This window comes from Maribacter corallii (genome assembly GCF_047345415.1).
Classification (GTDB): Bacteria; Bacteroidota; Bacteroidia; order Flavobacteriales; family Flavobacteriaceae; genus Maribacter_C.
Genome location: NZ_JBLFEP010000002.1, coordinates 435,359 through 455,155 on the forward strand (window position 1 = coordinate 435,359; position 19,797 = coordinate 455,155).

General features: G+C 41.9%; 21 protein-coding genes. 6 read left to right on the forward strand and 15 right to left on the reverse strand.

Annotation, left to right across the window (positions count from 1 at the left end; all coding sequences use genetic code 11):
- Positions 1–39: 39 nt before the first annotated feature.
- From ACKWCA_RS07125 to ACKWCA_RS07150, 6 genes are all read right to left on the reverse strand, one after another.
- Complete coding sequence (locus ACKWCA_RS07125) at positions 40–438, reverse strand: hypothetical protein (RefSeq protein WP_413977480.1); 399 nt, start codon at positions 436–438, stop codon at positions 40–42.
- Positions 439–514: 76 nt separating this feature from the next.
- Positions 515–1,210, reverse strand: a complete 696-nt coding sequence (locus ACKWCA_RS07130; protein ID WP_413977481.1) for an SCO family protein — start codon at positions 1,208–1,210, stop codon at positions 515–517.
- On the reverse strand, positions 1,185–1,787 hold the full coding sequence (locus tag ACKWCA_RS07135; protein WP_413977482.1) for a toxin-antitoxin system YwqK family antitoxin: 603 nt from the start codon (positions 1,785–1,787) through the stop codon (positions 1,185–1,187). The genes ACKWCA_RS07130 and ACKWCA_RS07135 overlap by 26 nt, the downstream gene beginning before the upstream one ends.
- Positions 1,788–1,797: 10 nt before the next feature.
- Positions 1,798–2,571 carry a YHYH protein gene (locus tag ACKWCA_RS07140; RefSeq protein WP_413977483.1) on the reverse strand — a complete coding sequence of 258 codons (774 nt, stop codon included), beginning with the start codon at positions 2,569–2,571 and terminating at the stop codon, positions 1,798–1,800.
- A gap of 105 nt (positions 2,572–2,676) precedes the next feature.
- Positions 2,677–4,155 carry a CotH kinase family protein gene (locus ACKWCA_RS07145; protein ID WP_413977484.1) on the reverse strand — a complete coding sequence of 493 codons (1,479 nt, stop codon included), beginning with the start codon at positions 4,153–4,155 and terminating at the stop codon, positions 2,677–2,679.
- A gap of 29 nt (positions 4,156–4,184) precedes the next feature.
- Positions 4,185–4,487 (reverse strand): EF-hand domain-containing protein, encoded by a 303-nt coding sequence (locus tag ACKWCA_RS07150; protein ID WP_413977485.1) that lies wholly within the window; start codon positions 4,485–4,487, stop codon positions 4,185–4,187.
- 191 nt (positions 4,488–4,678) lie between these two features.
- On the opposite strand from ACKWCA_RS07150, the gene ACKWCA_RS07155 reads away from it, so the two are divergent.
- Both ACKWCA_RS07155 and ACKWCA_RS07160 read left to right on the forward strand, forming a co-directional pair.
- Positions 4,679–5,749, forward strand: coding sequence for a sensor histidine kinase (locus ACKWCA_RS07155; protein WP_413977486.1), 1,071 nt, complete (start codon positions 4,679–4,681; stop codon positions 5,747–5,749).
- On the forward strand, positions 5,736–6,410 hold the full coding sequence (locus ACKWCA_RS07160; protein WP_413977487.1) for a LytR/AlgR family response regulator transcription factor: 675 nt from the start codon (positions 5,736–5,738) through the stop codon (positions 6,408–6,410). Before ACKWCA_RS07155 ends, ACKWCA_RS07160 begins: the two co-directional genes overlap by 14 nt.
- A gap of 54 nt (positions 6,411–6,464) precedes the next feature.
- Here the strand turns inward: ACKWCA_RS07160 and ACKWCA_RS07165 are convergent, their stop codons facing one another.
- The 7 genes from ACKWCA_RS07165 to ACKWCA_RS07195 form a co-directional block, all read right to left on the reverse strand.
- Positions 6,465–7,826 (reverse strand): S41 family peptidase, encoded by a 1,362-nt coding sequence (locus ACKWCA_RS07165; RefSeq protein WP_413977488.1) that lies wholly within the window; start codon positions 7,824–7,826, stop codon positions 6,465–6,467.
- Positions 7,827–8,732: 906 nt separating this feature from the next.
- Positions 8,733–9,128: a VOC family protein gene (locus ACKWCA_RS07170; protein WP_413977489.1), complete on the reverse strand. Its 396-nt coding sequence runs from the start codon at positions 9,126–9,128 to the stop codon at positions 8,733–8,735.
- A gap of 14 nt (positions 9,129–9,142) precedes the next feature.
- Positions 9,143–9,565 carry a helix-turn-helix domain-containing protein gene (locus tag ACKWCA_RS07175; RefSeq protein WP_413977490.1) on the reverse strand — a complete coding sequence of 141 codons (423 nt, stop codon included), beginning with the start codon at positions 9,563–9,565 and terminating at the stop codon, positions 9,143–9,145.
- Between the two features lie 197 nt (positions 9,566–9,762).
- Positions 9,763–10,236: a GNAT family N-acetyltransferase gene (locus ACKWCA_RS07180; protein WP_413977491.1), complete on the reverse strand. Its 474-nt coding sequence runs from the start codon at positions 10,234–10,236 to the stop codon at positions 9,763–9,765.
- Positions 10,237–10,356: 120 nt separating this feature from the next.
- Positions 10,357–10,881, reverse strand: coding sequence for a DinB family protein (locus ACKWCA_RS07185; RefSeq protein ID WP_413977492.1), 525 nt, complete (start codon positions 10,879–10,881; stop codon positions 10,357–10,359).
- 108 nt (positions 10,882–10,989) lie between these two features.
- Complete coding sequence (locus tag ACKWCA_RS07190) at positions 10,990–11,796, reverse strand: hypothetical protein (RefSeq protein ID WP_413977493.1); 807 nt, start codon at positions 11,794–11,796, stop codon at positions 10,990–10,992.
- A gap of 78 nt (positions 11,797–11,874) precedes the next feature.
- Positions 11,875–14,658: an alpha/beta hydrolase family protein gene (locus ACKWCA_RS07195; protein ID WP_413977494.1), complete on the reverse strand. Its 2,784-nt coding sequence runs from the start codon at positions 14,656–14,658 to the stop codon at positions 11,875–11,877.
- 174 nt (positions 14,659–14,832) lie between these two features.
- Here ACKWCA_RS07195 and ACKWCA_RS07200 point away from each other — a divergent pair, with 174 nt between their 5' ends.
- The 3 genes from ACKWCA_RS07200 (at position 14,833) to ACKWCA_RS07210 (ending at position 16,157) form a co-directional block, all read left to right on the forward strand.
- Positions 14,833–15,267 (forward strand): hypothetical protein, encoded by a 435-nt coding sequence (locus ACKWCA_RS07200; RefSeq protein WP_413977495.1) that lies wholly within the window; start codon positions 14,833–14,835, stop codon positions 15,265–15,267.
- Positions 15,268–15,702, forward strand: a complete 435-nt coding sequence (locus ACKWCA_RS07205; RefSeq protein ID WP_413977496.1) for a DUF2141 domain-containing protein — start codon at positions 15,268–15,270, stop codon at positions 15,700–15,702. It begins immediately after the preceding gene.
- A gap of 86 nt (positions 15,703–15,788) precedes the next feature.
- Positions 15,789–16,157 (forward strand): SnoaL-like domain-containing protein, encoded by a 369-nt coding sequence (locus tag ACKWCA_RS07210; RefSeq protein ID WP_413977497.1) that lies wholly within the window; start codon positions 15,789–15,791, stop codon positions 16,155–16,157.
- A gap of 3 nt (positions 16,158–16,160) precedes the next feature.
- Here the strand turns inward: ACKWCA_RS07210 and ACKWCA_RS07215 are convergent, their stop codons facing one another.
- Positions 16,161–16,553 carry a hypothetical protein gene (locus ACKWCA_RS07215; protein WP_413977498.1) on the reverse strand — a complete coding sequence of 131 codons (393 nt, stop codon included), beginning with the start codon at positions 16,551–16,553 and terminating at the stop codon, positions 16,161–16,163.
- Between the two features lie 187 nt (positions 16,554–16,740).
- Between ACKWCA_RS07215 and ACKWCA_RS07220 the strand changes: the two genes are divergently transcribed.
- Positions 16,741–17,127, forward strand: coding sequence for a DUF423 domain-containing protein (locus ACKWCA_RS07220; RefSeq protein ID WP_413977499.1), 387 nt, complete (start codon positions 16,741–16,743; stop codon positions 17,125–17,127).
- Between the two features lie 3 nt (positions 17,128–17,130).
- On the opposite strand, the gene ACKWCA_RS07225 is transcribed toward ACKWCA_RS07220, so the two are convergent.
- Complete coding sequence (locus ACKWCA_RS07225) at positions 17,131–19,785, reverse strand: DUF5916 domain-containing protein (protein WP_413977500.1); 2,655 nt, start codon at positions 19,783–19,785, stop codon at positions 17,131–17,133.
- Positions 19,786–19,797 lie beyond the last annotated feature (12 nt).

The following is a 19,797-nucleotide window of genomic DNA, read 5'->3' on the forward strand; positions in this document are numbered from 1 at the left end:
GCCTTAGGGCATGTGGCATTCAAAATTTAAAAAGTGGAATTATGCTTGCCGGGGCGGCTGAAGAAGACCTTCCTGTACGAGAGAGCGGTAGGAAGCCTGATAAAAGAAATTCGGATTGGGATCCACTGAAAAGTCCACTCCCAAGGTATTATCCGGGGTTTGGTAGAGTACATGGGCATACAATGTCAGGGTTTGACTTTGATGTTGAAAGGGCAGTCGCTCGTGCTCTTCTTTTTCCTCTTGATGTTTTTTACTATGTTCCGCTTTCAATTCGCCATAATGCTTTGAGATAAAAACAAAGAAATTATCCCCGTACTCCTCAGCATGAAATTGCGCGTGTTCGATAAGCTCATCCAATTCTACAAGATCATCGAAATGAACATTGAGGCTCTGGATCAAAATGAGCATAGAAATCGCTATGGACGTGATTTTAAGCATAGTATCTTATCCCTAAAGATAAGAAATTTGACCACTATTGGGGTTTCTTTTGCACCAGAATGTATTTCTTGGCGGCTTACCCCTCGCTTTTCAAGGTTTTGACGTCAGTAACCAATTGGGCAATGGATGCGCGATTCAACCCATTGTAGATACCGCGAATATGTTTGTTCTTATCAATGAGCAAGAAGTTCTCCGTATGCAGAAAGTCATTGATATCCTTCGGGATACCTAAATCGTTTTCGACGAAATAATGGTTTCTTCCCAGGGTATAAATTTCCATTTTATCCCCAGTGACCAAATGCCATTTTTCATTGAGAATACCATTTTTCTCCGCATACTTTTTAAGCACCGGTATCGAATCAAGGGTCGGGGTCACCGAATGCGATAGCAATAATATATCGGGATCTTCCTTGAAGACCTCTTGTAGTTTTAGCATATTTCCGGTCATTTTAAGGCAAATGCCGGGGCAACTGGTAAAAAAGAAATCGGCAATGTATATTTTGTCATCAAAGGTTTTATGGGAAACGGTATCGCCCAATTGATTGACCAACCTAAACTCTGGAATTGTATGAAACCCTTTCTCTTCTTCGCTATTTGGGGTCAACCAATGGGGCGTGAACGTCTCATCGGAATAGTAGGGCAGATACTCCACCCTACTCGTTTCCAATACTTCGGTGCGTTCTTTCTTTATTTCGTGTTTGCAACTTGTAAAAAGTGCGCCAAGAAACAGTACGAGCAGTACGCTTTTAGTTACTTCTGACAACAATCTCATCTTCTAATCGATAACATGAATTCGCGCGTCGCATTCCGAAAATACGTCCGTTTTTGGCCTCGTAATTAACGTACAACGTACCATTCTCTAGCCATGCTTTTTGCAATCCTTCCTCCCTGTCATTGGTCAATTGGCGTTCTTTGGCAAGTTGACCGGTAGCATACCACTTCTTTTCGACCCCATTCTTTTTTCCGTTCAAGTAGTGTACTTCATGACCGAGTTGTCCATTTTCCCACCAGCTCTTATAACTTCCCGTCAAACGGTTTTGTTTGTAGTGTGATTCCACGCGAAGCACACCGTTTTTAGACCAACGTTTTGCAATACCCTCTCGCTTCCCTTGATAAAAACCAAGCCTTTCTTGCAATACCCCATTCGTATGGTGTTTTACGGAATAACCATTGAACGGCCGATTGTTGAAATACCATTTCCCTTTGATTGGATCAAGTACCAGTGCACTTTTCAAGACTTCCACGCTATCGATCACTAGCACTTTATCAACAAGGGTGTCGTTAACGGGCACCTCTTGTCGACAGCTCAAAATGAACAGCATAGTAATGAGTAGCGAATACGTTTTCATCCGTCTGGTTTTAATAGCCTTGAAAAGGACCTGCAAAGGCGATATAGGATCCTGTGGTCGAATACAACTCGTTGATGATGTGATAGTGGTATTCCTCTTCACCATCGGAGTATTGTGTGGCATGGGTATGCCCTCCGGAGCTATCCAAGTCAGTTGGGTAGGTTCCGGTGGAATTACACTTTCGTCCGTACAGAAAAACACCATCGAGAAGGATACCCACCAGTTCGGCATCGTCATCGGTGAATGCCTTTGGTTCTAAGTGATAGTGATACACACTTGGTCCGATATGAGCTCCCGTCCAGTCCAAACTGCCTGCAGCCTGATCTAAAGCACCATTTCCTTCTTGATCATTAAAAATATACGACCCACTCACCGCGATACCGATGATACCTAATTCGGTGGAAACTGTATTTCCTGTTAAATCAGGACTTGCGTCAACAGTTATCGTTGCTGCCTGGTTGCGATCCGTAATTCTAGTCGGGGTGAGACGTACCTCTGGTTCCTCTTTGTACAGGTCGCTGTCCTCTCCCCAATAAACGGTTTCGTGATCGGGGAGCCCCGTTGTTTCGATAACGACATCGGAACCATCTAGAAAAATCGTGACTGCATCTGCATTAAAGGCCTCGAACGCTGCATGTAATTCTGTTGGGGTATCGTCTTCAGCTTCTTCATCTGTACTAAGGTCGTCGGTTGCATCATTACTGCAGGCCAAAAAGGCCACGGCCGTTACAATTAAAATGAATGTAAGTTGTCCAGGTTGTTTCATTATGCTATACTTCTTCATGTTTTCATTTTTTTAGGGATTATACTTTTGATTTTTATGAAAGAGCTCCACAAGTATCCATGAAGCTCTTTTCATCAAACTAAGAACCAATCAAAATTTTGTCGTTTAATTCGTTAAGTAATTAGCTGCAGCCGCAGTGCGTTGGGCAACATGGGCGTTCAATTCGCTTATGGCTGCCTGAAAATCAGAATTAGAGTTCAAGAACGTATATCCTGCTAATTCCGAAGTGGCATACGATTCGATCAATGATGCATAGGTTGCATAGGTCGATTGTAGCGTCGCTGTTTCAAAGGGCCCGTCAATGACTTGCTGTACATAATTATCATAAATGGCCCTATATGCTTCATCTGCATACAGATACTCGATCAACGGCCACTCGCTTGAGTCCAAGTCCGAGAAATCAAGATCCAATGCGCCATTTCTATTTCCTTCTTGAAGGGCCTCATTATTATCCCAGGGAATCCATGTGAGTTTGTCGTTATCCGGATTATTGTACAGATAGTAGTTGTGTGGCATTCTACCATAGGTGTCCCAATTTTGTATAACCGTATTTACCGCGAGATAGTTCAAGAAAACATCGGTATCGAAAACAGCATCTAAATTAGAGCGCCATGTAGCGGGGTCCGTTGTTCGAATATCGTCATGTAAGGCATCGAACAAGGCTTCAATATCACTCCAATCAGCTTCGTCTTCGTTGGTCTTTTTCTCAAAGCCATCTTCATTGAACGTGCCGTACGCAAAGTTTGCCCCATCCTCTTCAGGCTTATAGAGATTGCCATCATCACTTGAGAATTGCGTGTCGAGTACGGTACCATCAACTTCTTCGACTAAGGTGTATAATCCAAAATATTCCGGACCGTCACCGTGATCTACGTACAGAGTATAAAAAGCGGTATTGGAAACCGCCAAGCCTGCATTTGCGAATACATCGGCCGCTACTTTTTCCCTTAAGAAAGACCTATCGTTATAATTGTTTTTCAGATTGAATTTCTTAAAGCCGTAAAAACGTTGATTATCAATTTGCGGATAATCATCCTCGTACTCGTCAAAATCCATTTTAAAGGCCAATTTTAAAATTCCAGCTCCCCATGCTCCGGCCAAACTGGAATTCCCCTTAAAGCGTAGGCCCACTTTGTACCATTCTTTGCCGTTGTAAAAAACGGATGCGGGTACAAAAATCGGATCCTCATCTGAAAAAGTGATTCCGCCACCAGGTCCTCCCGGGCCTCCAGGCCCGTTACCCGTGCTGCCAAAATCACCATATAAATCGGTCATATCGTTGAGCATAAGTTGCCAGTTCTCTTCGGAGATGACAAAATCGAAGCGTTTGACCGTAGTGTTGTCAAATACCTCCTCAAAGTTGGGATCAGCATCATTACTGTGGGTTTCCGTTGTCCAATCCGTGGCCACAAAGTCGGCGTCCTCAACGGTATTGGCATCGTCATCTGTTTCAGAATCATCGACCACCGAAGAATCATCTTCAGCTTCTACTACGGGATCATCATCAGAACAACCCGTACATAAGAAGGTTGCCAGAACTAAAACACTTAAAGGGGCTATGGATTTGAATACTAACTTTTTCATGATACTGCGTTTCTAGAATTGAAAATTGTCTATTGTTTCCCTTGCGGCCTTCCTTGACCTCGTTTCGGCTTGGGGGCCTTTTCCAATTCTTCCTTTGAAATGAAGCCATCTTCGTCCGTATCGATTTTTGCAAAATCGTTTTTCAGCGGTCCTTTTACTTCCTCTTTTGAAATAAGTCCATCTTCATCGGCATCCAAATCGGTAAAGACTTGCTCTATGGTGGGCCGTTCACGATTCTGCCTTCTTTGGTCAGATTGGCCAAAGGCATTACAAGATGTGAATAGAAAGAAGCCGCCTATCAGTATTCCAAATTTTAAACTGTTGTTTTTCATGTTTTTCGTGTATTTCTGTTTCTACTTTGAGTGTAAATCTCCGTTTTAGTTTAATGCCGAATGGCTGATTTCAGTGAATGGGTGTTGGTTTTAAGCGGATGGCGGTTCTTGTTGGGCAAACTACTTTTTAAGCGTTGACGTCAACCCGATTTCCGGGAATCAAATGATTTTAATTTCCTTTTATTTGCAGTATGAACCAACTCAAACGATTTCTTTTTCAGATAGCCTTGTGGCTCTTGATATGGCTGACTGCTTGGTTTTTTTTAGGGGAGGATATCCAATTTTTAAAGGAGAACGGCTTCGTGTTTCTCTTCCAGATTCTTGTCGTGGCCTTATTGATATTTTATACGGCTCCCGCACTTTTATTCAAAAAGAAATATGTACTGTTTATTACACTGTCGATAGGCCTTGTTTTGTTGTGTACGTTCCTCATTCCGAATGGGTCGGGAGTTCAAGGAGGTGGGGCACCTCCCGGATTTAGACCAGGGCCCGGTATTGGTCCGCCACCAGGGGCGGATATGGATCTGTCACGGCCCCCACAGCGGAAACCTCCTCCTAGATTTTTAATCAATGTGCTGATGCTATCCATTGCCTATATGGCCGCTACTTTCATGGAAACGTTTCTATTTGCCCGAAAGAAGGAAGAAGAAATCGTTGTTAACAAGAGTGAGGCCCTACAGACCGAACTCAAGCTCCTCAAATCGCAGATCAACCCTCATTTTTTATTCAATTCATTGAATAATATTTATGCGCTTTCGGTCATAGATTCGGGCAAAACGCAACAGAGTATCAGCTATCTTTCCGATATGCTCCGTTATGTATTGTACGAATGTGAACAAGAATTGGTTCCTTTGGAAAAAGAGGTCACCTATATCACCAATTATATCAAGCTCTTTTCTTTGAAGAGTAGCAAAACGTATCCGATCGAAAGCGATTTTCAAGTGTCAAACGGTGGGGTCAGAATCGCACCGATGCTCTTCATCCCCTTTGTCGAGAATGCACTAAAGCACAGTAACATTGAAAAAATAACGGATACGTTCATTCGCATGAACCTTAAGGCGGATGAGCACCGCATTCATTTCGAAATTGAGAATAGTCTTCCCAAAACCACTGTGATGAAAGATGAGGTGGGGGGTATCGGTATTGAAAATGTAAAAAAACGATTGGCTATCTTGTATCCCGGGCGGCATGAATTGGTGATCAATGAAACCTCCCTGGCATTTAAAGTGAACCTGAATATTGATGTGAATGGCAAAAATTAAGTGTGTGGTGGTCGACGACGAGGAATTGGCGCGAACGCTACTTTCGACCTATATCGACAAATTGGATTTCTTGGAGCTGGTCGGATCGGCGGAAAACCCCTTGGAGGTGATACACCTCATGAAGGAAACCCCCGTGGATCTCTTGTTTTTGGACATACAGATGCCCGAATTGAAGGGAACCGATTTCGCCAAGACCGTGGGTTCCGACATCAAGATTATCTTCACTACGGCCTATTCGGAATACGCATTGGAAGGATACGAACTAAATGCCTTGGATTATTTATTGAAACCGATCACCTTCGAACGCTTCTTAAAGGCGGTACAGAAATTTGAATTCCCATCCGAAAAAAAGACCCCGGATTCGTTTACCATAAAATCGGGCTACGATTTACACAAAGTGAGCTATTCCGAGATTCTGTATATGGAAAGCGATAGTGAATATGTGACCTATCACCTTGCCGACCGGAAAATCATGAGCAATCAACGTTTAAAGGGGCTGGAAAAAGAACTGCCCGCCCATCTTTTTATTCGGGTACATCGATCTTATATCGTGAACCGAAGCAAAGTCACCGGCCTAAAGAGTAGGGATCTATTGCTGGGGGAAGTTAAAATTCCCGTTAGTGATAGCTATTATGAAAAGGTAAAAGAGGAGTTGTTTTAGGGGTATTGCCTTCATTGTTTTTAGCCGTACCACCGCTTTTTATGGGAAGTGTACTTATTGGTTACGCGCTATGTGTTTTAATAGTCCATCTAGTATTTCGTCATTTTCGTCAATAAGATGGTCTTGGATGTAGATATCGGGAACTACGCCTTCTGCCTTCTTACTTCCATTCACACGAACAATGTAGCCTTTGGCTATTTTTACGTTAATTCCGGTATGCGGTAGGTCATAATTATATTGACTGGCATATAAACTCGGGAAATCCCCAGTTTCTTCGCCCACAATGGTGGCAAATTCGTAATCCTGAATTTGTGCAGCGGTTACTGCCGATTGTGAGTGAGATTGCCGGTTTACCAAAACAAACGTTTTACCCGCATATCTTTTGGTCTTTGGTTGCGGTTCATAGGCGTCAAATTCATAAGGATAAATGCTGCCAGCTTCATGAGTTAGCACACTCTGCCAAAAGGGGTTGCTTGTGTCATATTTTTCCCGTACATGGGTTTTTAGAATTGCGCTTGTTTTCAAGGTGAATTCTGAATTCCATTGAAAAGGTCGGTCGGCAATATAGGAAACCAAGTAATCGCTAAAGGAGTCGTCTCCCCCTAAATTGTTTCTCAAATCAATGATAAGATGCGGTAGCTTCGTGTTGTTGATTTCCACAAAAGCCGAATCTATAAAGCGCTTGTATTCTTGTTCGTCACCACCAAAATTTCCAGGTCTTAAATAGGCGGTTTGATGAAGAAACTGCAATTCCCTTTTGGCATACCAGAGTTCATTTCTTTTCATTTCATAGTCTTGAATGAGGTCTATTGATTGAAGTTGATATTGCTGGTTTTTGTTCTCTTTTTTGACTTCAATTTCAAAGCTCTTCTGCTCCCCAAATGCCTGCCAATAGAGTCTAGGAAAGGAAAAAAGCTCGATTTTGGCCAATTTAAAATACCGTCTTTCGGCTGATATTAAGGGGTATATGCGCTCTAGCACCTCATTTATAGTCAGACCGTTAATACGAATTAGTTCAGTGCCACTATTTAGCGCTGAATTGCCGGACCAGTTTTTTCGAACAAGAGCTTTTCCATTTTCAAATGCAATTTCCAAAGGAAAAAGTGTCCCGCCCGAATGGGCATATTCACGATAAACAGCTCCGGGAAAATTGATTTCAGTGTGTCCATTATTAGCTTTCGAAATTACCGCTTGAAATAAAGAGGTCACTTCAAGCAGCGAGAGGCTATCTTTGGTCACCGATGATTTCAATTCTTCGAAATTTTCATTGAATGCGGTTTTGGTGGTATAGGCGTAGAGATTATAATGGGCCTTATCTAAAGACTCGTGCAAAAAGTCTAAATCTTCTAGTACTTTCTGTTGCGAAAACTTATTTTGTCCTACAGCGTTACAAGCACATAGTAAGATCAATATCATTAGGGGTACTGTCAAAAATGCTTTCATATGACGAAGACGAACGACGGTTGATTTCGTTACTCAGGTGGCCTTAGAAATTAAAATTTTGATGACTTACTACAACACTCTCCACTAAATCTCAGTTACAAGTTGATATGCTTTCATTTTGCGTGCATTGTGCAATGAGGCAGGTTCACTCTGAACTCCGCGTTATATTTAGACTTTATTTGCAAGTGTATTTTCGTTAGAATGAGAACAGAATACATCTGCTGAATTAGATGATGCCATCTGTCGCCATATATTTTTCACAAATTGGTTATAGGCGTATAAATCGTCTTAAAATAAGATTTACAAATACTACTATTCCTGCAGAGCGCGCTAGGATAAGAATAATGCTTAAAAAAAAGTTCAACACAAGGTTTTCGATTTGCCGGATACGTTCTTTTACTAATTTTATTACTTCCAAATAGATACTTCCATGAAAAAGCAAAGAAACCCAAAACATAAAAAATCAGAATTTCAGGTACATTAAAAGGTGCATAAAAACCGAGTAGGGTTAACGTCTTGGATATTAGAAAGAAAATACCCGTCCAAATAAATGTCAAAATAGCTAAGGCATAGGTTTCAGGCATTCTGTCTTTCTTGGAATGCAAATCGCAGATTTCAATAAAGAGAAAATCAAATAGTATAAACAAGATATTCATGCTGTGTACTGCTACTTTCGTTTTTGCCTCACTATACATACACCGATGAAACGATTAGAATCGGGTTCATTGAGGCTCATTTTCAAAATATTTGCTAAGGACTGTGTTATGAAAAGAAAGAAGGAGGAAACAGGTGCTTGCGTTCCGTCTAAGGTACGGTCCTTTGCTTCTATCTTTCGGTGGAGCAGGCTACCTATAGCCCTCATTCGCCTTAGTTTTCATCTTATAACGTTTCGACAATTTGTATGTTATTCCCGCAGGTGTCATTAAAAACAGCAAATTTTACGGTCCCCATCTCGGTTGGTTTTATGCTAAAATCAACATCAAGCTGGGTGAGTCTTTCATACTCGGCATCGACATTGTCCACATCGAATTGGGTATAGGGAATTCCTGCTTGCATCAAAGCGTCCTGAAAAACCTTGCAGGGTTCAAAATGGTTTGGTGCAGGTTCCAATAATAGTTCGGGTCCGTCTTGCCATTCTGGTGAGACAAGGGTCAACCATCTATTTCCTCCTTCCAAAGGGGCATCCTTTTTTATGATAAACCCTAACTTTTCGGTGTAGAATTTTACAGCTTTTTCTTGGTCTCTTACAGGAATACTAATGAGCGTTACTTTCATCTTTATCAATTCTTTTATTCATGGTCTAAAGTTTGGGAATCTGGATCTCTTTTGCTTCTCGAAACTTGCTCTTTTTGAAATTCGCTTGGTGATTTTCCCGTTTTCCTCTTGAATAATTTGCTGAATGAACCTAAACTTTCAAAACCGACGGCAAAACAAGTTTCTGTGACCGTCAAACCATTTCTTAAATTCTCTTTTGATTTCTCAATCCGCTTATCAATTAAGTATTGTCTTGGCGTCAGACCATAATACCTTTTGAAAAGTCTTTGTAGATGATATTTTGATATAAATTTTGTGTGGGATAAAACATCTAAATTCAGGTTTTTGTCAAAATTAGTATCGATGAAATGACGGGTTTCTATAATCGTTTCGATCTGTTTTTCATTTGAATAGGAGGTATTCTTGATATGGCTTATTTTATCTTTATAGAATGTCATTTCTAATTACTTCTGTAGTTTGAAAAGTTTTGGCCAACGGTCTCGAATGTGAACTGTTCGATAACAAGCTAGTGTTTGCATTTTGCCGAACACATATCGAAATCTATAGCTGTTAGCGTTTTAAAAATACTCAAATCCTTTATATTGTATTTTCAGCCCTCATTATTCTGTTTAAATGAGATATAGGGTACAGGATTTTATTTGTCGAGTTTGATCTCAAAATATTTCGTTCCCTTTACCGGGTTAAATCGATAGGGTTCAATTTCATAAAAGCCCATTTTTTGGTATAGTGCAATGGCTGAACCCATGGTGGGTAAAGTGTCTAAACGCATTTTTTTGTATCCCAGTTTTTTTCCAATTTCAATGGACTTCACAAGCATTTGCTTCCCAAGTCCAAACCCTCTAAATTCATTACGTACATACATTCTTTTCAACTCGCATATCGAAGATTTCAGGGCTCTAATGGCAAAACAGCCCAAAGGTGCACTTTCCTCATTTCTTGCAAGTATGAGTACGCCATTTGGTCTAGAATAGTGTTCTTCAATCGTTTCAAGTTCCTTGCTGAAGTGCTGAAATTCCAAATCGACTCCAATTTGGGAAGCATATTCCTGAAATAATTGAATGGCAGTTTTGAAGTCGTTCATAGATTTTGCCTCTATCAATTCTATCATAACAGCATAAGATGTTTTAGTTAGTGTCTAAGGGCCACAATTGTTGGTGAAATTTGTATCGTACTAGTTTGTCCGAACACGTTTTAGAAACTGATGAATAGCATTGCCACACTACTAAATTCATGACGTCTTTTTTAGATAGTTCTCTTTGATGATGTTTATATGGTGTCTTTCATGACCAATTATCGACTTGAGAAATTCTTCAAGTGTAATTTCATAGTGCCTTGCCTTGCCTTTCTTTTTCAGTTGCCGTTCCGATAAGGTATCGATAAAACTCAATGATGCTTTTCGTACGCTCGAAATATCCGTTAGTAATTGTTCTAGACTCAGTTCATCAAAACGAGAATTGGCTACAAGAAGGTTTTGGTCATACCCCCATAGTTCAACCCTTTCATTTCTACTTAATTGAAATGCCCGGAACATTTTTATTCTTTCATGATCTGTTATATGCCCCACAATTTGTTTGATACTCCATTTGGTAGGGGCATAGCGATACGTCGCTTTTTCTTCACCAATGGATTTCAAAAGAGTAACAGAGGACAATGAAGAAAACAGTGTATATAGGTCATCATTCTTTACTAAATCAAAATAATACGGAAAGCCTTGTGCTGGGTAAAAGCTCTTGTTTTGGAAATCGCTTTTCATTAGATCTATCGTTTTTGAAAATGTCAACATTTAGTATAAAAAGTGTAGTGTGCCGAATGGTGCTAGGTGCTGTGATTTAATATGCAGTGTTAGGCACTGGTATTTTCTTTATTTCCTCCAAATTTTTTTCACAAGTTTTAAGACAGGAAGATTTGAAAAATCCAATTCCCCTTTGCCTAATTCTGCACTTATTTGTTTAGAAGCTACTTGACTATTAATATTTTCCTTTTCGGCTTTTTCTCTTTCCACCATTTCAATCTCCCATGATTCATCTTCGTCAGGTGGCTGAACCAAATCAGCTCCACCTTTATGAGGAAATTGAACATAATTTTCAGGTGGCTTAGGCAAACTTTGTTCGCACTCTTTTGAGCAGAGATTTACAAGCATTGGAATTGTGTCAGTTCCAACTTGTTCTGTAATCCACATTTGATTAGTTGTCTGGTTTGTTAGTTCCTTTTCGCAGACACTACATTTCATATTATCTTCAAAATACCTTACTGGATTATGGTCGAGTCTTGGAAAACCCATTCGGGTTTTATAATTCCCAAAAAGTGCTCTTGTACTGATTCGGCTGTCTTTTAGTTTTTTACATTTAGAAATCTCAAATGGAAACCAATGCAAGTCGTACGAGGTATATGGGTCGAAATATTCAAGAGATTCCATTTGTCCAATTTCTGGTGGAATTCTCTTTAGATTACTTCCATAAAGTCCAATTTTTTTAACTTTTTTAAGTTTTCGAATTGATTCTGGTAAAGTGAAAATTTGAGCAAATAATTCATTGCCAAGAGCTTCTCTCGGAACAAACTCGTCAGAACCATTTTCAGCAACTTCGTTAACATATTCACACAACTTTTTCCAAGCAACAGAATTTCTGTCTTGAACATCGTTTGGTATTTTTGAAATTCTTCTATTCATTCTTTGGTTTTGCTTGTTCACAGCAATAGTATAAAGTAACACGACCCTATCCCTAATCGTAAAAAGGGTCCAAAACGACTACTCCTTATCAAGAAGCTCTAACCCCTGATGGATCCCTTTTTCGATAGCGGGTACTCCGCGTTCCATCCAAACAGGTTTCGATGCCCCTTTGAGGTAGTAGTCGAAAAATTGTGCCATTCGAATATTGAAATCCGTACGATTCTGCAATTTTAAGGGCCAGTGAGGTTCACCATTGTAATTCAAGAACCATGACGGTTTGCCCAATCTTCTGAGGCTTACGAAAAATTCGATGCCCTGGTACCAAGGCACGTGTCCGTCGGCATCATTGTGCATAATGAGCAAAGGGGTATTGATCTTATCGATATTGAAAATCGGGGAGTTTTCGATATAGCGCGCCGGATACTCCCAGGGCGTGCCCCCGATCCTACTTTGCGTATGTTCGTATTGAAACTGACGACTTAGGCCGGTCCACCAACGGATACCGCCATAGGCACTGATCATATTGGGTACAGGAGCCCCAGATTCGGCCGCTTTGAATATATCGGTCTTGGTGACCAAGTAGGCAATTTGATACCCGCCCCAACTATGGCCCTGAACCCCGATATTGTCTTTATCGATGAACCCCTTTTCAATCAGCGAGGTGACGCCGGGGATCACACAGTCGTAGGCACTTTCCCCAGGATACCCCACACGATAGGCCACATCGGGATTAAAGATCACATACCCGCGACTGGTATAGAAGCTGTAATTGATCGAAGAGCGTTCCGCTCGTGGAATGCGGTGCCGGTGTAGTCCATCGGAACTGCGTTCGTAAAAATTGACCAGCAAGGGATACTTTTTATTCGGGTCAAAATTTTCGGGCTTTACCAAAAGACCGGTAAGGGCTTCCCCGTCTAGGGAGGTCCAGTTCATCAATTCAGCAGTACCCCAATTATATGTGGATTGTTGCGGATTCGCATTACTCAATACGGTAACCTTTTCAAAATCAATATCCGCGGTTCGAAGGTCAGGAAACTCTTGAAAGGATTCCCTCGTAAACAGCAATTGATCACTTCGCTTCGCTTTTTTTGCATTGGCAAAACGATAAGGCCCTACTACCAATGTTGTGATTTTTTTACGCTTCGGATCGTACTGCACAAAACCGGAGTTCTTCGTGGTTTCGTCAAAAGAGCTTAGAAGCCATTTTGATTTGGGATCTAAAAAGCGTTCTTCCATATCAAGTTTGACATAGCGATATCGGGTTTTGTTTTCACGACCCTGGGTCAGGCGATTGCCCTCACCGGTTTTTGGATCGAATTCCCAAAGGTCATAACGATCATAGAGTACAAGTGACCGGTCGTCTTTAGTAAATCCGGCAAATCCATACGAATACGGATGATCCGGATAATCGTGCCATTCATTAAAGAACACCTTGTTCTTGGTCAACGCTTTGCGCGCGCCTGAACGGGTATCAAAAGTAACCCAGGTGGTATCTTTTCGACTATAGCCAAAGGCGTATTTGGCTTTTGGACTAAGGCGCAAACGTTCCGTCTTTTTAATCGTGGTTTCGGTTGCTCCGGTCAAAGTATTCACAACCCGGTAGTCGTAGTCATTGTAGCCGGTCCATTGGCTTTGCAGTTCATAGGGTGTTTTTGTTCTGACCAATGCGACATTCGCATCGCCCTCATCGCCCAGTTCACCCTCTGGGTAGTTGCTATTGGCCAGAGGAACCAGTTTTTTATCCTTTAAATGAATTGCCGCAGCGTATGATCGTATGGTATCGTTTTTTAGTTGTAGTTCTTGTACGGTATACAGTTGGGGTTCATCATACGTCCATACCTCCACATTCACGATTTCTTCATCGGTCAGGGTGGTATCTTTAATTACGGGAGGCCTGCGCAGGCCGAAGTAGAGTTTTGATTCATCTTTGGAAAAATGCACCTTGCCATCAGCGGAAACCAAATAGCCTTTTGGGGCATTTTGAGAGTCGACCAGCGATGCCGCCTTTGATTGGCCTTCTTTCCAGTGGTAGAGCGCATTGGGGCGCACCTGTATTTTGGTCGTATCCGCATCCACCACAAAGGCCAGATGCTGCCCTGTCTCGCTCAAACCCAGCTGACTATAGGTGCCCTTTTTAACATTGTAGATCGTGTTCGATTCATTGGTTTTTAGGTTCATCACGACAACTCCTGAATCACTATCCTTATCTTGACCGGTGGTAGCGTACGCAAAGTATTGACCCTTTTTGGCAAACGTATACTGGGTAACGAACTTAAGGGTATCTTCTTGTTTTGTTTCCAAATTCCGTAAGACGACATGATAGCCGTTCTTCTTACTGACTTTTTTGGCCTTTTTGTCTTTTTTATCACTAACCGAATCCTTCTCTTTTTCCTTCGAAGTTTTCTTCGGTTCTTCTAAGGTATATGCTAGGTAGCCAGACCATTCTTCCGGAATCTGAAACGATTTTACTCTAGAAATCTTGGTGAGTTCATTGGTACTTAGGCTCAAGATACCAAGGGAGTCTTTTGGAAGGTCTTTTTTCTTTACTTTCCTGCTTTTCATTGCCGTGATACTGTCTTTCCAAGGTTTGATGGTGAAGAACACATAATCGGAGTTGTAATCGAATAGGCCTTTCGGACTTCGATCATGTTCAAAAATCGTAGTCCCGTCGACATTCATTACCTTTAAAAAACTATCCTTTTCCCCTTTTTCCAAAGAATACAATACCATCGTTCCGTTTGGGGCCAGCATCGGATGTTCAATGGTGTTCCATAGTGCATAGTCAGCGTGTTGCAATTCTTTTTTCTGGGCCGTGACATAGAGCGACAGTAGGCTCGCGAGCACTAAAATTGATTTTTTCATCGGTTTGTTTTATCTGATTAAATATAGGGCATAATCCGCTATGATTTTTTGAAATCGGCTAGTGCCTATTTAATTAGTCTTACTTGGCAATAGTTCCGGCAAAGTACACGTTATGGTTACAGGATGAAATTCTATCTTTGAATTCGGTCAAGCACCGTTCATTCCACATATTTAATGGGGGTACAAAAAAGACATTGGCTTTGGAACATAGTGATCGTCATTACGGTCATCGCATGCTTAGGTGCATTTGTTGCCCATTATAAGAACTGGATGCGAATGAAACCCGATGGCATGACTATTTTATCGGGCATTTATTATCATGAATTAGAATTCAAAAATGTAGACCAACTGGAATGGGTCGAGAAAATCCCACCCATGGTTCGTCTCAATGGGTTTTCGGCCTTTGAAAAAGGCAAAGGGGTATACCAGGAGTTCAAGGATACGCTTACCGATAAAAAGGTGTACGTCTTTGTCGATAATTTTGAGCAACAAAAAATTCGTCTGGTGCAGAAAGACTCATCGCAGCTGTTCCTGAACTTAAAAGATTCTTTGGATACCATAGATCTATTCGAACTCCTGAAAGGAAAAACCGAAGAAATTACTGAATAAATGAAATCACTTCTAAGACATATCGCGAAACACGTGATTTTCATTCTTTTGCTGTATCCTTTTTGTGGGAGTGCTCAACATACGTTGACTGTAACGGCAGATGGAATAAGCTCGTCAGAAGGGTTCATTGCCGTAGGTGTGTATAATACGGAGGACACTTTCCTAAAGGAGGGTAAGATTTTTGCGGGTTCTTTCGAACCCACGAAGATGGGCAAAACCAAGATTACGATTGCTGACTTGCCGGAAGGTACATATGCTGTATCTATCTTTCACGACAAAAATGGCAATAAGGCACTCGACACCAATTTTATCGGTATTCCTAAAGAACCAGTTGCCTTTTATAAGGGGAAGATGAAAACGTTCGGCCCTCCCGATTTTGAAGAATGCGCGTTCGTATTTGATTCAGATACTGAAATCAATATTCCCTTTAGGTAACCGCTGGCCTCAAGAAGTTTGATTTTGATTGTATTTCAAACACCGATGTTGTAATTTACTGTTCTCAATCAATAAATTAAAATCATATGGGAACTAAGGAAATTGCGGACAAATTGGTGCAATGGTGTAAAGAAGGAGACTTCGAGACCCCCTACCAGCATTTATATAGTCCGAACATTGTAAGCATCGAGAACGACGGAAAAGGTGAAAATGCGTTGGCCGAAGGCTTTGAAGCTCTCCAGAAAAAAGGAGAGTGGTGGCAAGAAAATTTTGAAATGCACAGCAGCAGTGTATCGGAGCCCATTGTGGCCGATAACTGGTTTTCCGTGCGCTTTGAGATGGATACGACCCATAAGCCCTCAGGACACCGATCGACCATGTCGGAAATAGGCGTATACCAAGTGAAAGATGGAAAAATCGTTCGAGAACAGTTTTTCTACGACGAAGAAGTATAGTACTTATTTGGTGGTGATGACAATTACCCCGTTTGAGCCTCTAGACCCATAGAAGGATGCATCTGGCCCTTTTATGGGTTTGATTTTTTTGACATCCACCGCATTGACGACTTGATCTACCGAGGCAAATGAATTTCCAATTAGATTACCATCTACCACATAAAGAGGTTCTGTGGTGCCCTCTACTGAATTGACCGCACCCGCAAATACTGGAACTCCTCCCGTACTTCGAATTCCTGGCAGGCGTACAATCTGATTGTAGAGCGGGAGTAAGATTCTGTTCTCCTCGGTAATTCCCGTTGTTTCAGGGTCATTATTAGCAACTGATTTCGTATTTCCGCAGGCTGCTAAGAAACCTATAATCAGTAACATCCCTATTTGAGCGTATAGTTTCATTGGTCGTTCCATTTGGTTAAAGTTAGGATTTCCCTCCGCGTTAGTGTCAATCTTCTCACGGAGATGTTCCAAGATACAAATTTTAAAATTTAGTCGGTATGTCAGCGACATGACGGATGTCGAATACGGTTGCTTCGGATGATCAAATTGATGAATTGAATACTTATCTTGGGCCTAAAATGATTTCATGGTCTTACTAACTCATTTCATAGGGGCGCTTTTTGGGCTGCTATCGGTTGTTTTTGGTGCATTTGGTGCCCATGCCCTGAAAAAAAGGCTTTCCGAAGAACAACTTCGAAGTTTTGAAACAGGGGTAAAATATCAAATGTACCACGCGCTCTTACTCTTAGTGTTGGGCTTTAATCTGAATTTGGGTACGGCCCTTGAGCAGTATATGGTATACTGCTTTATGTTGGGAACGTTCCTCTTCTCCTTCAGTATTTACGGATTGACCTTAAGTGCCGCAAAGGGTAAAAAACTACGATTTTTAGGCCCGGTCACACCCCTTGGAGGCCTGCTCTTGGTCATAGGTTGGAGCTTATTGCTGTATTCGTTTATCCAGAATATCCTTTAAGGGTTACAGAACGAAACGATAGGTTGCTTTGATCAAAAAGATATTCTGGGGCTTTTCATCATTGAAAATACCATCACCCAAATCTTGAAATAGGGCATTTTGGGGATCTCCGGATTGGGAGACATCTTGCGACCACACCAAGAATATTTCCGATCCGGGAATGTACTCCCAACGCACCACGAGGTTCGATCGAAACTGTACAAAAGAGAAATCAGGATTGTCAAAGGTGAATTCAGCGGTTCCGTCCAAATCTTTGTCTACCGAGAATACATCGTCTGCAAAGGAGATTTGATTCGAGCCATATGGGGCGATTCGGTCATTGAATGTAGCACCTAAAGGGTCGGCCACTTCTTTGAACTCGGAATAGCGCCCTCGCGAGATAAAAGGTTGCCCCCAATATTGGATGGTCAGATTCGGGTTAATGGTATAGTTCAGTCGAAATGACATACTCAGTGTTCGCTGCTCAACGGTTCCATTGAGATAGGTGGTCTCTCCATCGACGTCGATATTGTCGATATACTGTAATTTGTCCATGTTGATGCCATACTCTGGGTTGGCCGATATGCTGAGTGCATTGAAAGGCTGGTAAGTCACCCCAAAATCGATGTTATAGGAACCATAGGAGTTGTCCGTTCCTTTTTCGCCTCTGTGAAAGACATTAAAGCGCAGTTTTTTTCTTCGGTCGGTGTTGTACCCATTAAAGAAGCCGATTTCTGAAGCCTGGCGTAATCGGGGCCCGCCACGTAGCGCAAAATTCGAGTACTGCTTTGGGGCGTAATTGAAGCCGATATTCGTAAACCAGTTGTTGTCCCAATTTTGCCAGCTGTTCGTATTGAACCGTAAGCTATTGTGATTGCCACCAAAATCCCAAACACTCCAATGGTTGTAGTTGATACCCACTCTTCGAAATGTTTCCGTTGGTTTCAAGGTTTGATAGCCGATCCACGTATAATGTCGAATATCGTCCGCTTGACGCTGAAAACCGATATCATTTAGCTCTAGCTCGGGGGAACGCCAGGTTCCTCCGGTTTCAAACCTCCAATTTCCATTTCCGATCTTCCCCAATTGTAAGTTGCCTCCGGTACCTGTTAAAGAAGTGCGGTCGGCATCGACCGATACATGGTCGGCGCCTACTCGTTGAAAAAGATGTGCGATGGATTCTTGCGTATTTTCTATCGCTTCGGCACCTCCGTTTACTCGGCTGAAAATAAAGTTTCCGCCAACATACCAATCACGGTCATGCCATTGGTGCTTGACATCCACTCCACCGGTAAAGGCCGAATGGTGCAAAAAGTTCAATTCAGGGGTAAGCTGATCTCGATTGGTAGCGGTAAAAATCCCGCCAACAAAAGTATTCCGGTCATTAAAGTCTTTTTGAACACGACCTACGAAATAGTTGGTCAAAGGCTCGACCACCTCTTTTCGACGATCACCATTGTTATCGATAGTTGCATATTTTTTGGCCGTAACACTTTCGAGGACCCCGATAGACCATCCATTTTTGGTCTTACCACTAAATTTGGCCGCTCCTAATATGGCGGTATTCTCGGGTTGTTCTACATATTCGTTGTCTTCGGTATCGGGAAACCCCTGCGGACTCCTTCCGATCCGTCTGGAGTAGAATACATTATCAAATCCGAACGTATTTCCGGCTTCGGATTGACTTACGCGATAGTCAAAAATATTTTTGTTCTCCACAAAGAAGGGGCGTTGTTCCCTAAAGAATATTTGAAATCCGTCAAGGGCTATGGCCGAAGGGTCTGCCTCTACCTGCCCAAAATCGGGGTTCACGGTCAAATCTAGGGTAAGGTCATTGGTTATTCCGATTTTTGCGTCCAATCCGCCGGTAATCTGACTGTCATTGCCATCCCGAAATGGATTACCAGCTTCAGGCTCGAAAGTTTCCAGTTTAGCCACCGTATAGGGTTGAATTTCGAGCTGTTTTTGAGGTACTAGATCGATCAAGCCGTCTAGAAGGCCAAATTCGCTCACAAAACCCGGGGTGTCTTGTTTGATTCGTTGCCAGGCATAACGTTCTGCCCCCCTGAAGTATTGACGGTCTACTTGTATGCCCCAAACCTGTTCTTTGGCTTTGCCGAATTTTAGTTGACTAAAGGGTATTTTCATTTCGGCTGTCCAACCTTCTTCGTCGACATTCGTTTTGGTGTACCAAATTGGGTTCCAACTTTCGTCTTCGTTATTCCCGTTTTCTGAGCTGAAAAAGTCTGCTTTGACTCCGGCAGCTGTGGTGATAAAACCGAAAGAGCTGCGCTTGTCATGGTAACTATCGATAAAAATGCCGACCCAATCTCCTTGAAAGCCATCACGCCGTGACAGCCGCATTTCAATTTTGTCGGGGTCACTGTCATAGGCACGTATACCGACATACAAGAATTTTTCATCATAAACGATCTTGAATTTGGTGTCGTGGTCCGGTTGCGTGTTTTCATCGGGTCTTCTCTCGATAAAGTTACCATCCCATTCAACGATGTCCCATCCGGCCTCATCAAGAAGACCATCTATTTCGGGGGAGGGTACCGCATCCAAAAATTTCGTGGTGTAGGTTCTTTTTACTACAACGTCGGTCGAGTCTTGAGCAAAAAAAACTGTTTGTGCAAAAAAGCATAATGCACAAACAGTAATCCGGTTGATTTTCATGTATTCGATTTA